General features: G+C 64.2%; 11 protein-coding genes. 5 read left to right on the plus strand and 6 right to left on the minus strand.

The window, feature by feature from the left end:
* Window positions 1–48 precede the first annotated feature (48 nt).
* The 5 genes from FJW07_RS19190 to FJW07_RS19210 form a co-directional block, all read right to left on the minus strand.
* Window positions 49–1,686, minus strand: coding sequence for a copper resistance CopC/CopD family protein (locus FJW07_RS19190; protein WP_140858229.1), 1,638 nt, complete (start codon window positions 1,684–1,686; stop codon window positions 49–51).
* A gap of 51 nt (window positions 1,687–1,737) precedes the next feature.
* A complete protein-coding gene (locus FJW07_RS19195) occupies window positions 1,738–2,253 on the minus strand; it encodes a YcnI family protein (protein ID WP_140858230.1) in 516 nt (171 codons plus the stop codon).
* Between the two features lie 30 nt (window positions 2,254–2,283).
* Window positions 2,284–2,838: a copper chaperone PCu(A)C gene (locus FJW07_RS19200; protein ID WP_140858232.1), complete on the minus strand. Its 555-nt coding sequence runs from the start codon at window positions 2,836–2,838 to the stop codon at window positions 2,284–2,286.
* A gap of 90 nt (window positions 2,839–2,928) precedes the next feature.
* The gene (locus FJW07_RS19205; RefSeq protein ID WP_140858234.1) at window positions 2,929–3,276 is read right to left on the minus strand and encodes a hypothetical protein; all 348 of its coding nucleotides are present in this window, start codon (window positions 3,274–3,276) and stop codon (window positions 2,929–2,931) included.
* A 295-nt stretch (window positions 3,277–3,571) separates the two neighbouring features.
* On the minus strand, window positions 3,572–4,474 hold the full coding sequence (locus FJW07_RS19210; protein ID WP_140858236.1) for a GntR family transcriptional regulator: 903 nt from the start codon (window positions 4,472–4,474) through the stop codon (window positions 3,572–3,574).
* A 470-nt stretch (window positions 4,475–4,944) separates the two neighbouring features.
* Here FJW07_RS19210 and FJW07_RS19215 point away from each other — a divergent pair, with 470 nt between their 5' ends.
* The 5 genes from FJW07_RS19215 (at window position 4,945) to FJW07_RS19235 (ending at window position 11,547) form a co-directional block, all read left to right on the plus strand.
* Window positions 4,945–6,450: an altronate dehydratase family protein gene (locus tag FJW07_RS19215; RefSeq protein WP_140858237.1), complete on the plus strand. Its 1,506-nt coding sequence runs from the start codon at window positions 4,945–4,947 to the stop codon at window positions 6,448–6,450.
* A 337-nt stretch (window positions 6,451–6,787) separates the two neighbouring features.
* Window positions 6,788–7,783 (plus strand): ABC transporter substrate-binding protein, encoded by a 996-nt coding sequence (locus tag FJW07_RS19220; RefSeq protein ID WP_140858239.1) that lies wholly within the window; start codon window positions 6,788–6,790, stop codon window positions 7,781–7,783.
* A gap of 158 nt (window positions 7,784–7,941) precedes the next feature.
* A complete protein-coding gene (locus FJW07_RS19225; RefSeq protein ID WP_140858240.1) occupies window positions 7,942–9,495 on the plus strand; it encodes a sugar ABC transporter ATP-binding protein in 1,554 nt (517 codons plus the stop codon).
* The gene (locus tag FJW07_RS19230; protein WP_140644615.1) at window positions 9,492–10,457 is read left to right on the plus strand and encodes an ABC transporter permease; all 966 of its coding nucleotides are present in this window, start codon (window positions 9,492–9,494) and stop codon (window positions 10,455–10,457) included. The genes FJW07_RS19225 and FJW07_RS19230 overlap by 4 nt, the downstream gene beginning before the upstream one ends.
* Window positions 10,458–10,527: 70 nt before the next feature.
* Window positions 10,528–11,547 (plus strand): zinc-binding alcohol dehydrogenase family protein, encoded by a 1,020-nt coding sequence (locus tag FJW07_RS19235; RefSeq protein WP_140858242.1) that lies wholly within the window; start codon window positions 10,528–10,530, stop codon window positions 11,545–11,547.
* Window positions 11,548–11,842: 295 nt separating this feature from the next.
* On the opposite strand, the gene phnF is transcribed toward FJW07_RS19235, so the two are convergent.
* On the minus strand, window positions 11,843–12,589 hold the full coding sequence (gene phnF, locus FJW07_RS19240; protein WP_140858323.1) for a phosphonate metabolism transcriptional regulator PhnF: 747 nt from the start codon (window positions 12,587–12,589) through the stop codon (window positions 11,843–11,845).
* Window positions 12,590–12,624: the final 35 nt, after the last annotated feature.

Below are 12,624 nucleotides of genomic sequence, written 5' to 3' on the forward strand. Positions count from 1 at the left end.
CCTTGGCGGCGGCGTCAACCGTCTCGCCGAATTGTGTCTTTGGGTTGGCTATTGCGCCCTGATCTCTATGGGAGCCTCGATCTTCACCACCTCGAAGTCCGAGACCAGGATGTCGAGCCGCGCATTCCAGCGGCCGGGCAGCGGGATGACGAGATTGTCGACGCGCCATGTTCCGTCGCCCGGCTTGGTCGCTGGCCGCTTGATCGGCTCGATACCGGAATCCGGCTTCGACAGCACCAGCGTCACCGCCTTGGCATCGAGCGGTCCGAAATCGCCGGTCATGATCATCACCGAAGCGGCGGCCTCGCCGGCATGGCCGGGCGTGATGCTGAGATCGGCCATCGCCTTCACCGTGTGGATGTGGATCGACACCGGCTGCGCGGCGGCGATCGCCAGCGCGCGCGGTGGCGGGGTGAAGCGCCAGCCGGCGGCGACGCCGAAGATGGCAAGCACGATGACCACCTCGATGCGGATGGAGCGCGCCAGCCGCCGCTGCACCTCGGTGTCGCCGGCCTCGGCGGGCGCCGTCAGCGTCCAGCGATTGACCGCTGCAAGCGTGAACAGGAAGAGCAGCAGAGCCAGCTTCAAGAGCAGCAGCCGGCCATAGGACGTGTCGATCAATGCTGCCGGCTGCTGCACCTGGATGATCGCCAGCACGATGCCGCTTGCGGCAAGCAGGATGACGACCGGCAGGATCGCGCGGGAGAAGCGGCGCAGAAAGGCTTTCGCTTCCGCCGGCTGCCGCCGCAATGCCAGGCCGAGCGGCGTCAGCGAACCGGCCCAGAACGCGATAGCCGCGCCATGCAGGAACACCAGCGGCCGCGTCAGCCATTGCGGTTCGGCCGCACTTGCGTGGCCGCTCGCGGAAAGGGCGCCGCCGACGCAGAGCAGCGCCGCGCCTGCCGACAGCTTGCGAAGAGCCGAAGGTCCGGAAAGCGAAAGCAGCGCGAGACCAAGCGCGATCAAGCCGATCAGCACCGTCCAGACGAAGCTCGTCCCCAGCGCGGTCTTCCAGACGGCTGGTGTCGCAAACCGGGCGAGCGGGGCGCCAAGCCCATCCAATCCCTGCAGGCCGAGCGACAACGGCGCGCCGGCCAGGCCGAAAAGCAGTGCCGAGGCGACAAAGCGTTGGCCGCGGCGCCGGTCCTCGGCCAGCCAGGCGAGCGCGAACGCGCCGCCGACGCCGAGGAAGAGGCCGGCATAGACTAACAGCCTGGCCGCCCAGATCGCCGCGCGCAGCGTCCAGTCGACGGCTTCGCCCGCCACCGGCGCGGCGCTTGGCGCGCCGATGGAAAACAGCGCCGAGCCACCGACAGGATGACCGTCGACCGACACCACCCGCCAACTCAGCACATGCGTGCCGGGTTTGAGCGTTTCGGGATTGTCGATCTCGACCGTCTGGTCGTTGAGATGGAAGGATGTCAGCGCAAGCTGCGAGCCGTCCGGCCGCACAAGCGTCAGAACCAGTGGCGAGACGGGCTCGCTGAAGCTCAGCGAAAATTGCGCGCGGCTTTGCGTCAGCACGGCGCCGTCGGGCGGATCGGTCGCGACCAGCGCCGCATGCGCGAAGGCACGACTGGGCAGCGCCAACACCGATATAGCCACGAGCGAAACGAACAGCCAGGCAAGCAGGCCGATATGTCGGCCCGCGGTCCGGTTCGTCGACGAAGGCTGTGCTGCGTTCATGCGATCATGACAGGAAATGGCGGCGCGTCCGATGGAGCGCGCCAACAGAGATCATTTCTTCGGCAGCAGTTTGATGCCGGGCGCCGGAGTTTCCAAGGCGTCCTCATCCTGGCCCGCCGTGGGGATCTCGATCCAGCGGTCGGTGGCGTCGCCGCATTCCTGCACCACCGGGAAATAGAGCATCTGGCCGGCCGGTAGATCGGCCGCCAGCGCGGCGCGGAAAACGAACTCGTCATAGAACTCGTCTGGCAAATTGCCGCCGCTCCAGTCCACTTCCTTGACGCCGGTGGTCAGCGTCTCGCCATAGAGCTGGTAGGATTTCTCGTACTTGCCCTTCTTGGTCTGCAGCGTCCAGCCGGGCTTGGGCATCGGCTTCACCGCAATGACGCCTTCGGGGATCTGCACGCGCACGGCGGTCGTCGCCTTGCCCTCGCAGCCATGCGGCACCCGCAAGACCGCCTTGTAGGTGGAGCCGACAGCCGCTTCCTGCGTTTCGAGCGTGATGTGGGCGAGCGCGGCATTGGTCCCGAGCGCGAACAGCGCGCCGGCAAAAAGATATGTCTTCATGAATTGTCCCTCTGATTTCGAATTGGCGGATTAATCGGCGTGATCCATGTCCATATCGCCACTGCCCGTCTCGCCCATGCCTTCGACGGCAAACTCGACCTTGACGCTGCCGGCCTTCTCGAAGGTCAGCGTCGCCGGGAATTTCTCGCCCTGCTTCGGCTGCCGCTTCAGCCCGGTGAACATCAGGTGGTAGGCGCCCGGCTTCAACGCGACCTTGCCGCCGGCCGGGATCGCCAGCCCGCCCTCGACCGGCCGCATGGTCATGACGCCGTCCTTGACGCCCATCTCATGCAGTTCGGCCTTGTCGGAGATGTCGGAGGAAATCGACAGCAGCCGGTCCGGCGCGCTGCCCTTGTTGATCACGGTGAAGTAGCCGCCGGCTACCTTGGCGCCGGGCGGCGTCGCCCGCGACCAGGGGTGCTCGATCTCGAGGTCGCCGACCTTGAATTCATGCGCGAGGGCGGCGGGAATGCAGGCCAAGAGAAGAAGCAGGCTGAGCACGGCAGGGCCAACACGCTGCTGGAGGTGGAACGGCGGCGCACCGCGAAGGGCATAGGTCCGAGCCCTGGGAAGAAGATTGGACATGGTTGCTCCATGAATGTGAGGATCGCGCCGCTTTGCGGCCGCGAACAGTCTGATCATTGGATGAATAGGCCCGCGAAAAGTTTCCGCGGATCAGACCATTGCCGGCGGCGCGCGTGGATTGGCCGGCGAGCGATCGCGGGCGAAGTCCTGGTGCCGGAAGGCCGGAAGCTGGAAGGCGACCGCCTCGAAAAGCCGGGTCCCGGCCAGCGTGGCGGTTTCCGGCGGCGGCAGATGCGCCGGCGAAACCATGCTGCAGCCGAGCGAGCAGCAGGCCGGCATACGCTGCTGGTGCGGATCGCCGCCGGGGAGCTTTACCGCGCCTTCATGCGTGCAGATGACGTTGCCGAAGACGTCGAGCTGCGAAGGCGCGCCGAACGCGAAAGCGCCGAGAGAGGACTGAAGCAACAGGAGCAGCGCCGCGACGAACGCGGCCGGCATGCTCCATCGTTTCAGCCGGATATGCAACGGAAAGCCTCTCCCGGAAACTTGATCGACACTAGAGCAATTCCAGGAAAAGTGTGAAACGGTTTTCCGTCCGGGATTGCGACCAATAAGGAAATAACACGGAGGATGCGGCTGGAAAATCGGCAAAACCGCGCTGCGGCAACGCGGCGCGACGCGCTTGTTTTATGCATTGTCGTTATCCCAGAACCGCTGCGCGCTTCTGGGCGACATGCATTAGGGTCCGTTGAGATTGCAGGTCAGGCCGGCATCACCTGAATATCGACAGACCCTAGACGGGCTGCGCCTGGCGTCCTTCGGGAATCGAGCTCAGCAGCGTCTGGCGCGCCGACTTCAGGTGCTTGCGGCAGGCGGCATCCACCTTGCCGGGATCGCGCGATTTCAGCGCCGTGATATAGGCAAGATGCTCCTGGACCGCGACCTCGTTGCGCTGGCGCTCCTCGGCCTTGTTCCACTGATAGTGGTAGTGGAAGATCATCGCGATGACATCGTAGAAGTCGACGATGAAGCGGTTGTGCGAGGCGCGGTGGATCAGCCGGTGGAAGCGCTCGTCGAGCTCGGAAAATTCGTTGAAGCGCGTGGCGATCTCGCTGGCGAGCTGGCGATGCTCGATCTCCAGCCGATCGAGATCGGCCCAGACCGCGCTATCCTCTGGCAGCGCGGCGAAAGCCGCCGCCGAACGCAGCTCGAACATCTCGCGGATCTCGGTCAGCTCCAGCGCGAAGGCGCGCGTGAAACCCTTCAGCACCCAATGGCTGTTGCGCCGCTTCTCGATCAGCCCGAAGCGCGAGAAGCGGATCAGGAATTCGCGCACGCTGGTGGTGCCGACGCCGATCTCGCGCGCCAGCTCCAGCTCGTTGATCTGCATGCCGGCTTCCGCGCCTTCCGCAAGCAGGCGCCGCATGAAGGAGCGCTCGATGATCTCGGCGAGCGAATCGGTCTCTTCCTCGGGGAAGAAATCCTCCGGCCGCGGCGCCCTGAGCACCGTCTTGTTGCGTTTGTTCCAGGCGATCAGCCCGGTTTCTTCCATGCGCGCAAGAATGCTGCGCACCGTTGTGCGGCTGACGCCGAGCAGCGTGCCGAGCTCAGGCTCCGACGGCAGGCTCTTGGTCTCGTCGAGTAGCCTGAGGCAGCGGTTGAAGGCGTCCTTGTAGACATTGTTGCTCTTCGACATGCCCCGTATCCCCCAACGCTTGCCGCGGCCTGCCGGAAGCGCGATATGATCGGTGTTCCTAGAGCAGTTCAGCGTTTCCCGGAATCGCCGAACTGCTCTAAATCCTTGTTTCTGCGCAATTCCGGACGGAAAACCGCTGCGCACTTTTCCTGGAACTGCTCTAGAGCATGATGCCGAAAAGTGTGAAGCGGTTTTCGGGCGACATCATGCTCTATCTCTTTGATTTAGAGCCGGATTCAGATTTCAGATCAAACGGACCTGAAACCATCCGGCTCTAGCGCAAGCCTCCGAAAAGCGGAACGTTTTTCGCCGGCTTGCCAAACGGGTGGCGCGGGCGTCCAAAAGACGCGCGCCACCCAGGGTGAGAAAACAATTGACGCAGAATTGTTTTTTCCCGATAAAAGACATTACCTTTAAACGGGCGCAAGTCAATCCGCCCGCATTCCCAGGATCACCCAGGACAGCCGCACGTGACCATTGCAAACACCATCCTTCTCTCGCCCTCCGATAATGTCGCCGTCGCCAACGGACGCATCGAAATCGGAACGCCATTGCCGGGCGGCGGCGCCGCGACCGCCGTGATCGAGCCCGGCCACAAGGTGGCGATCAAGTCGATCGCCGCGGGCGAAGCGGTGGTGAAATACGCGCAGGCGATCGGCCGCGCCACGCAAGCCATCGCGGCAGGCGAGCATGTCCACTCGCACAATCTGGTCTTCGAGAGCGGCCGCTTGCCGGTGGTGCCGCCGAGCGAGGCCGAACACGCCACCGAGGCCGACCGCAAGCGCACCTTCATGGGCTACCGCCGCGCCGACGGGCGAGCCGGCACGCGCAACTTCATCGGCATCATCGCCAGCGTCAATTGCTCGTCGACCGTCTGCCACGCCATCGCCGACGAGGCAAATCGCACGCTTCTGCCGAAATATCCCGGCATCGACGGCTTCGTGCCGATCGTCCATGGCCAGGGCTGCGGCATGAGCGCCACCGGCGACGGCATGATGGTCCTGCACCGCACTTTAGCCGGCTACGCGCGCCATCCGAATTTCGGCGGCATCCTGATGGTGGGGCTGGGCTGCGAGGTCAACCAGCTCACGCTTTACGGCCAGAAGGGCGTGGCCGCCGGAAAACGCCATTTCAACATCCAGGAAGCCGGTGGCTCGCGTAAATCGGTCGAGAGGGCGATGGGCGTGCTGGCCGAGATCGCCGATGAGATCGGCCACTTGCAGCGCGAGCCGATCCCGGTCTCGGAGATCGTCGTCGGCCTGCAATGCGGCGGCTCGGACGGCATGTCCGGCATCACGGCAAATCCAGCGCTGGGCGCCGCCGTCGATATCCTGGCCGGTTGCGGCGGCATCGGCATCCTGTCGGAGACGACCGAAATCTACGGTGCCGAGCATCTGCTTGCCTATCGCGCCGCATCGCCCGAGATCGCCGCCAAGCTCGATGGCTATGTGAAATGGTGGGAGGACCATACCGCCAAGCACGGCGCCTCGATCGACAACAACCCCTCCCCCGGCAACAAGCGCGGCGGCTTGACCACGATCCTCGAGAAATCTCTGGGCGCCGTCGCCAAGGGCGGCCAGACACCGCTCAACGGCGTCTTCGGCTATGCCGAGAAGGTTTCGGGCAGCGGCCTGGTGTTCATGGACACGCCCGGCTACGACCCGGTCTCGGCCACCGGCCAGGTCGCGGGCGGCGCCAATGTCATCGTCTTCACCACCGGCCGCGGCTCCTGCTTCGGCTGCCGCCCGACGCCGTCGATCAAGATCGCCACCAATTCGACCATGTATCACCAGATGGAAGAGGACATGGACGTCAATTGCGGCGTCATCGCCTCGGGCGAGAAGACAATCGCCGGCATGGGCCGCGAGATCTTCGAGATGATCATCGAGACGGCGTCCGGCCGCAAGACCAAGAGCGAGGCGTTCGGCTACGGCGACAACGAGTTCGTGCCCTGGCATCTCGGCGCGACGCTTTAGTCGCAGGCCATTGTCGTGGAGGAAGCGCCGCCAGCAAGGAAGTCGGCCTTCACAATCGCGCGACCTCACGATGGAATGAATATTCCACATTGACAGTACAGTGAAATTATCGTTCCATATCGACAAGGAGGAACGGAAGCGCCCATGTGCTGCCAGGAGGGGCCGGACAAAGCTCATCAGGCATCACATAAACGGCACCAGACACCGCTTGCATCGACCATGGCGATGCATTATCAAAAAAAGGCATCTGTTTTTTATTGATAAAGTTCTGTTCGGGCCGCGCCTATCCAGACGGAGCTTCCGCAACCTTCACCAGGCGACTTTAGGGAGGAACCTAATGAAATTCGTGACCAGCCTTCTCAACCGCCGTGCTTTCGTGGCCTTGGCCGCCGCGTCGATGCTTGCCGGCGCGATGCATTCCGCGCCCGCTTCGGCTGCCGACGTCACCATTCCGATCATCGTCAAGGACACCACTTCCTTCTACTGGCAGATCGTGCTGGCCGGTGCGCGCAAGGCCGGCAAGGACCTCGGCATCAACGTGCCCGAGCTCGGCGCCCAGGCTGAAACCGACGTCAACGGCCAGGTCTCGATCCTCGAGAACGCCGTCGCCAGCAATCCGGCGGCAATCGTGATCGCCCCGACCGAATTCAAGGCGCTTGGCAAGCCGATCGATGAAGCGGCCTCCAAGGTCAAGGTCATCGGCATCGACTCGGGCGCCGACTCCAAGGCCTTCACCTCCTTCCTGACCACCGACAACGTCCAGGGCGGCCGCGTCGCCGCGGACGGCCTCGCCGCCGCCATCGCCGCCGCCAATGGCGGCAAGATCGAAGGCGACGTCGCGCTGATCACCAACGCCCCCGGCGCCGGCTCGCTCGAACAGCGCAAACAGGGCTTCACCGAACAGCTGAAGGCAAAATATCCGGGCCTGAAGCTGGTCGCCGACAAATACGCCGACGGCCAGGCCACCACCGGCCTCAACATCGCCACCGACCTGATAACCGCCAATCCGAACCTCAAGGGCATCTTCGCGTCCAACCTGATAATGGCGCAGGGCGTCGGTCAGGCTGTCGCCGAGAACAACCTTGGCGGCAAGCTGGCGTTGGTCGGCTTCGACAGCGACGAGAAGCTGATCAAGTTCCTCAATGACGGCGTCATTTCCGCGCTGGTCGTCCAGGATCCGTACCGGATGGGCTATGACGGCATCAAGACCGCTTTGGCCGCTTCCAAGGGCGAGAAGGTCGAGGCCAATGTCGACACCGGCGCCAATCTGGTGACCAAGGCCAACATGAAGGATCCCAAGATCGACGCGCTGCTCAACCCGAAGCTCAACTGAGCAACGTCGCTTGCAGTCGTTTCCGGGGCCTCGGCGCCCCGGAAACAGCCGTCACAGCGGCTTGGCAATTCGCCGGCTTGCTTTAGGCTCAGTCCTCAAGATGCGCGCAGACGCATCGCTGTGTATCCAACGGTTAGGATCAATCTGGGAGGATTGTCATGACGTCGAAGGCGCAGGACCTGCACCCCGCCCCCACGCTGGCGCCGGGCCGGACGATCCTCGAGCTCCACGGCTTGGAGAAGCGCTATCCCGGCACGCATGCGCTGAAGCCCGTGCATCTCGCGTTCAAGGCGGGCGAGATCCACGCCATCGTCGGTGAGAACGGCGCCGGCAAGTCGACCCTCATAAAGCTTCTCACCGGCGTCATGCCGCGCACCGCGGGCGATGTCATCTGGGAAGGCAAACCGGCAGCCCTGGCGACCCCTCATGAGGCGATGGCGCTCGGCATCAACGCCGTTCACCAGGAGGTCGTGCTTTGCCGTCACCTGACGGTCGCCGCCAACATGTTCCTTGGCGAAGAGGATTCGCGCTTCGGCATCCTCCAGCAGCGCGCCATGGTCAGGGAAGCGCAGAAGATCATCGACGATCTCGGCTTCGACCTGCCGGCGCATGTCGTGCTTGGCGACCTCACCATTGGTCAGCAGCAATTGATCGCCGCCGCCCGCGCCACCGTGCGCGGCACCAAATTCCTGATCTTCGACGAACCCACCGCCTACCTCACCCGCAAGGAAGCCGACCAGTTGTTCACGCTGATCCGACGGCTGAAGGGCGAAGGCGTCACCATCATCTACATCAGCCATCGCATGGAGGAAGTATTCGAGCTCGCCGACCGCGTCTCGGTGCTGCGCGACGGCACGCTGGTCGGCACCCGCAACATCGCCGAGACCAACGACGCCGAACTGGTCAAGATGATGATCAATCGCTCGATTGAGCAGGTTTACCACAAGGAGCATTTCACGCCGGGCGCGACCATCGTCGAAGCACGGAACCTGTCCGGCAAGGGCTTCGAGAATATCTCGATGACCGTACGCGCCGGCGAGATCGTCGGCCTCTACGGCCTGATCGGCGCTGGCCGCAGCGAGTTCGTCACCACGCTGTACGGCCGCCACAGGAAGTCGGCCGGCCAGATCCTGTGGGAGGGCAAGGAGGTCCAGGTCAATTCCGAGCACGACGCGATCCGGCTCGGCATGGCGCTGGCGCCGGAAAGCCGCCGCGATCAGGGCCTCTGCCTCAATTTGCCGGTCGGCATGAACCTCAATCTGCCGATCTACAAACGCATCTCCAGCAACCTTTTGATTTCCGGCGCCAAGGAGAAGGCCGAGGCTGATCGCCAGATAGCCGGCCTCAGGATCAAGACGCCGACGCGCGGCGCGCTGGCCTCCAGCCTGTCGGGCGGCAATCAGCAGAAGATCGTCATCGGCAAATGGCTGGCGCACGGCGCCAAGCTGTTCATCTTCGACGAGCCGACCGTCGGTGTCGATGTCGGCACCAAGGCCGAGATCTACCGCCTGTTCGGCGAGCTGCTGTCCAAGGGCGCGGGCATCATCCTGATCTCGTCCTACCTGCCTGAGGTCTACGAGCTGGCCGACACGCTGCATGTGTTCCGGCGCGGCAAGCTGGTCGCCACGCATGGCTTCCGCACCGCCGATCACGAGGACATTCTCACCCAGGCGCTCGCCGAGAAACAAGAGAAATTGGGAGGACAGACATGAGCACCGAGGCGATCTCCGCCGAAAAGCCGAAGCGCAACTACAATGTCCTGTTCGGCCTGACGCTGCTGGCGCTGCTGGTGCTGCTCTGGATCGTCCTGTCGGTGGCGACGCCGAGCTTCGCTTCGGGCAACAACATCGCCAATCTGCTGCGCCAGGGTTCCATGATCGCCATCATGGCGGTCGGCCAGACCTTCGTCATCATCACCGGCGGCATCGACCTTTCCGTTGGCGCCGTGGTCGGCTTCGGCACAGTGGTCGTCGCCATGCTGATCAACGCCGGCGTCCCGATCTGGCTGGCCATTCTGGCCACCTTGCTGGTCGGTGTCGCCATCGGCATGTTTCATGGCTTCGGCATCGTCAGGATGGGCCTGCCGCCCTTCATCATCACGCTGGCGACGCTGACCTCGCTGCGCGGCATCGGCCTGCTGATGACCAACGGCAATTCGATCAACATCAACAGCGACAGCTTCACCGCCTTCTCCAGAAATTCCTTTATCGGCATTCCCAATCTGTTCTGGATGGTGATCCTTGTCGGCGTGCCCGCCTACATCTTCCTGCACCACAGCCGCTGGGGCCGCTACCTCTTCTCCGTCGGCTCCAATGCCGAGGCCTCGCGCCTATCCGGCGTCAACGTCCAGCGCACCATCTACATGGCCTACACGCTGTCCGGCCTGTGCGCGGCCTTCGTCGGCGTGCTGCTTGCCGCCCGCATCGGCATCGGCAATCCGACCCAGGCCGAAGGCTGGGAACTGCAGGCGATCGCCTCTTCCGTCATCGGCGGCACGTCGCTGTTCGGGGCGGTCGGCTCGGTGCACGGACCGCTGCTTGGCGCCTTCATCCTCGCCACTATCAACAACGGCGCCAATCTGCTCAACGTCAACTCGTTCTGGCAGCGCATCATCACCGGCGTGCTGATCATCGTCATCGTCTACTTCGACGGCCTGCGCCGTCGCGGCAAATGAATCCTCCCTGACTTCCGCCGGCCTCGTTCGTACGAGGCCGGCGTTCTTTTTTGAATATTGGATTTGCGAAATGAAAGCCGTCGTCTGCCGCTCACCCGGCGAGCTTGTCCTCGAAGACCGCGCCGACCCTGGCGCGCCCCCGCCCGGTTGGGCGCGGGTTGCCGTCAGCCATGTCGGCATCTGCGGCACCGACTACCACATCTTCGAAGGCAAGCACCCGTTTCTGGCCTATCCGCGCATCATGGGTCATGAGGTCTCCGGCACCATCGTCGAGAAGGGCGAAGGCGTAGATCTCGCCGTCGGCGAGCCGGTCGTCATCAACCCCTATCTTTCATGCGGCAAATGCATCGCCTGCCGGCACGGCAAACCGAATTGCTGCGTGAAGATCGAAGTGCTCGGCGTCCACCGCGACGGCGCCATGTGCGACGAGATCCTGGTGCCGGTTGAGAACCTCTACCCGGCAAACGGCCTGTCGCTGGCCGACGCCGCGGCGGTGGAATTCCTGGCCATCGGCGCGCATGCGGTGCGCCGTTCGCTCGGGCCTCCCGGCGCGCGCACGCTGGTCATCGGCGCTGGGCCGATCGGTCTCGGCACGGCGATCTTCGCGCGCATCGCCGGGCTGGATGTCAGCTTGCTCGACATGAGCGCCGAGCGCCTCGGCTTCGCCGAAAAGGAACTCGGCTTTACCCCGCTGGACGGCTCGGAGGCGACGGCTGCCGAACTGGTCCGGCAAGCAACCTCCGGCGAGGGTTTCGACCTCGTATTCGACGCGACGGGCAACACGCCGTCGGTGCAGTCCGCCTTCGCCCATGTCGCGCATGGCGGCACGCTGGTGCTGGTCAGCGTCGTCAAGGACGACATCGCCTTCTCCGATCCCGAATTCCACAAGCGCGAGATGACGCTGGTCGGCAGCCGCAATGCGCTGAAGGCCGATTTCGACCATGTTGCGGCCTCGATCCGCAACGGCGCGGCGCCGCTGAACAAGCTCGTCACCCATCGCACCACGCTCGCCGGAACGCCGCGCGACCTCGCCAGATGGGCGCATGAGAAGTCGGGACTGATCAAGGCGGTCATCGAGGTCGGGTCATAAACGGCAGCCGGTGAACCTGACCCGAATTGACGCCGCCGCGTAGGTCGACCCCCGCTCCGCCGAGCTTCGCTCGACACCTCTCCCCCGATCGACGGGGGAAGAGGAAAGGTGCGAGCTTATGCCGGCTGGCTCCCTTCCTCTCCCTCCGGAGGGGGGAGAGGTGGCGCCGCGAAGCGGCGACGGAGTGGGGGAAGGCGCTCCTCAAACGCGAAGACTCTGACAATTAAGCGGCCGAGCTGGGCTGACATCAGCGTGAGGCAGATCAATCACGGGTCTGAGACAATGCCAGCATCTCCTACGACGCCGACAGCCTCAACTCCACCCGCTCCGCCGGAAAGCGCGATTCCGCGAACTGGATCGGCTGGCCATCAAGCGTGACGTTCACCGCGACAGTGACCAGCACGATGGCGCCGGGCTGCAAATCGAGTGCTGCAAGGTCGTCGGCGTCGGCATGACGTGCCGACAGCACTGTCGAGTGCCGCAGATAATCGTTGATGCCGAAACGCTTCAGCGAGGCAGTGATCGACCCCGTTTCCGCCATGGCGGCCTCGATGCCGGCGAAGCGCTTGGCATCGAACCAGGTCGTCGCGCGCGACACCGGATGACCATCGGCCTCGCCGCGCGTCTCCAGGCGGATAACGGCAGCACCCTTGGCAAGGCCCAGCGCCTCGGCGATGCGCCGGCTGGCCGGCTCCGTCGATGACGACAACAGCGCGATATGCCGCTCGCTCGTCTGCCCTTGCAGTCCGGTCGAGAAGCGCGTGCGCGCGCCGATCGGATAGGACAGCCGTTTGCGCGACAAGACGAAGGTGCCGCGTCCCTGCTCGGCCTTCAGCACGCCTTCCTGCACAAGTGCTGCAATGGCGCTGCGCACTGTGTGGCGGTTGACGCCGTAACGTTCCGCCAGCGCGACTTCGGGCGGCAGCGCCGCGTTCTCCGCGAAATCGCCATTGGCGATCGCCTGCAGGATCCGATCGGCGATCTGCCGCCACAGCGACACGCCGTTACGCCTTTCGATACTAGCCGCCAGTCCGGTCACCATCGCCCCCAAGCATTTTTTCCGGTTGTCATCCACCC

The organism is Mesorhizobium sp. B3-1-9 (genome assembly GCF_006439595.1).
In the GTDB taxonomy this organism is placed as follows: Bacteria; Pseudomonadota; Alphaproteobacteria; order Rhizobiales; family Rhizobiaceae; genus Mesorhizobium.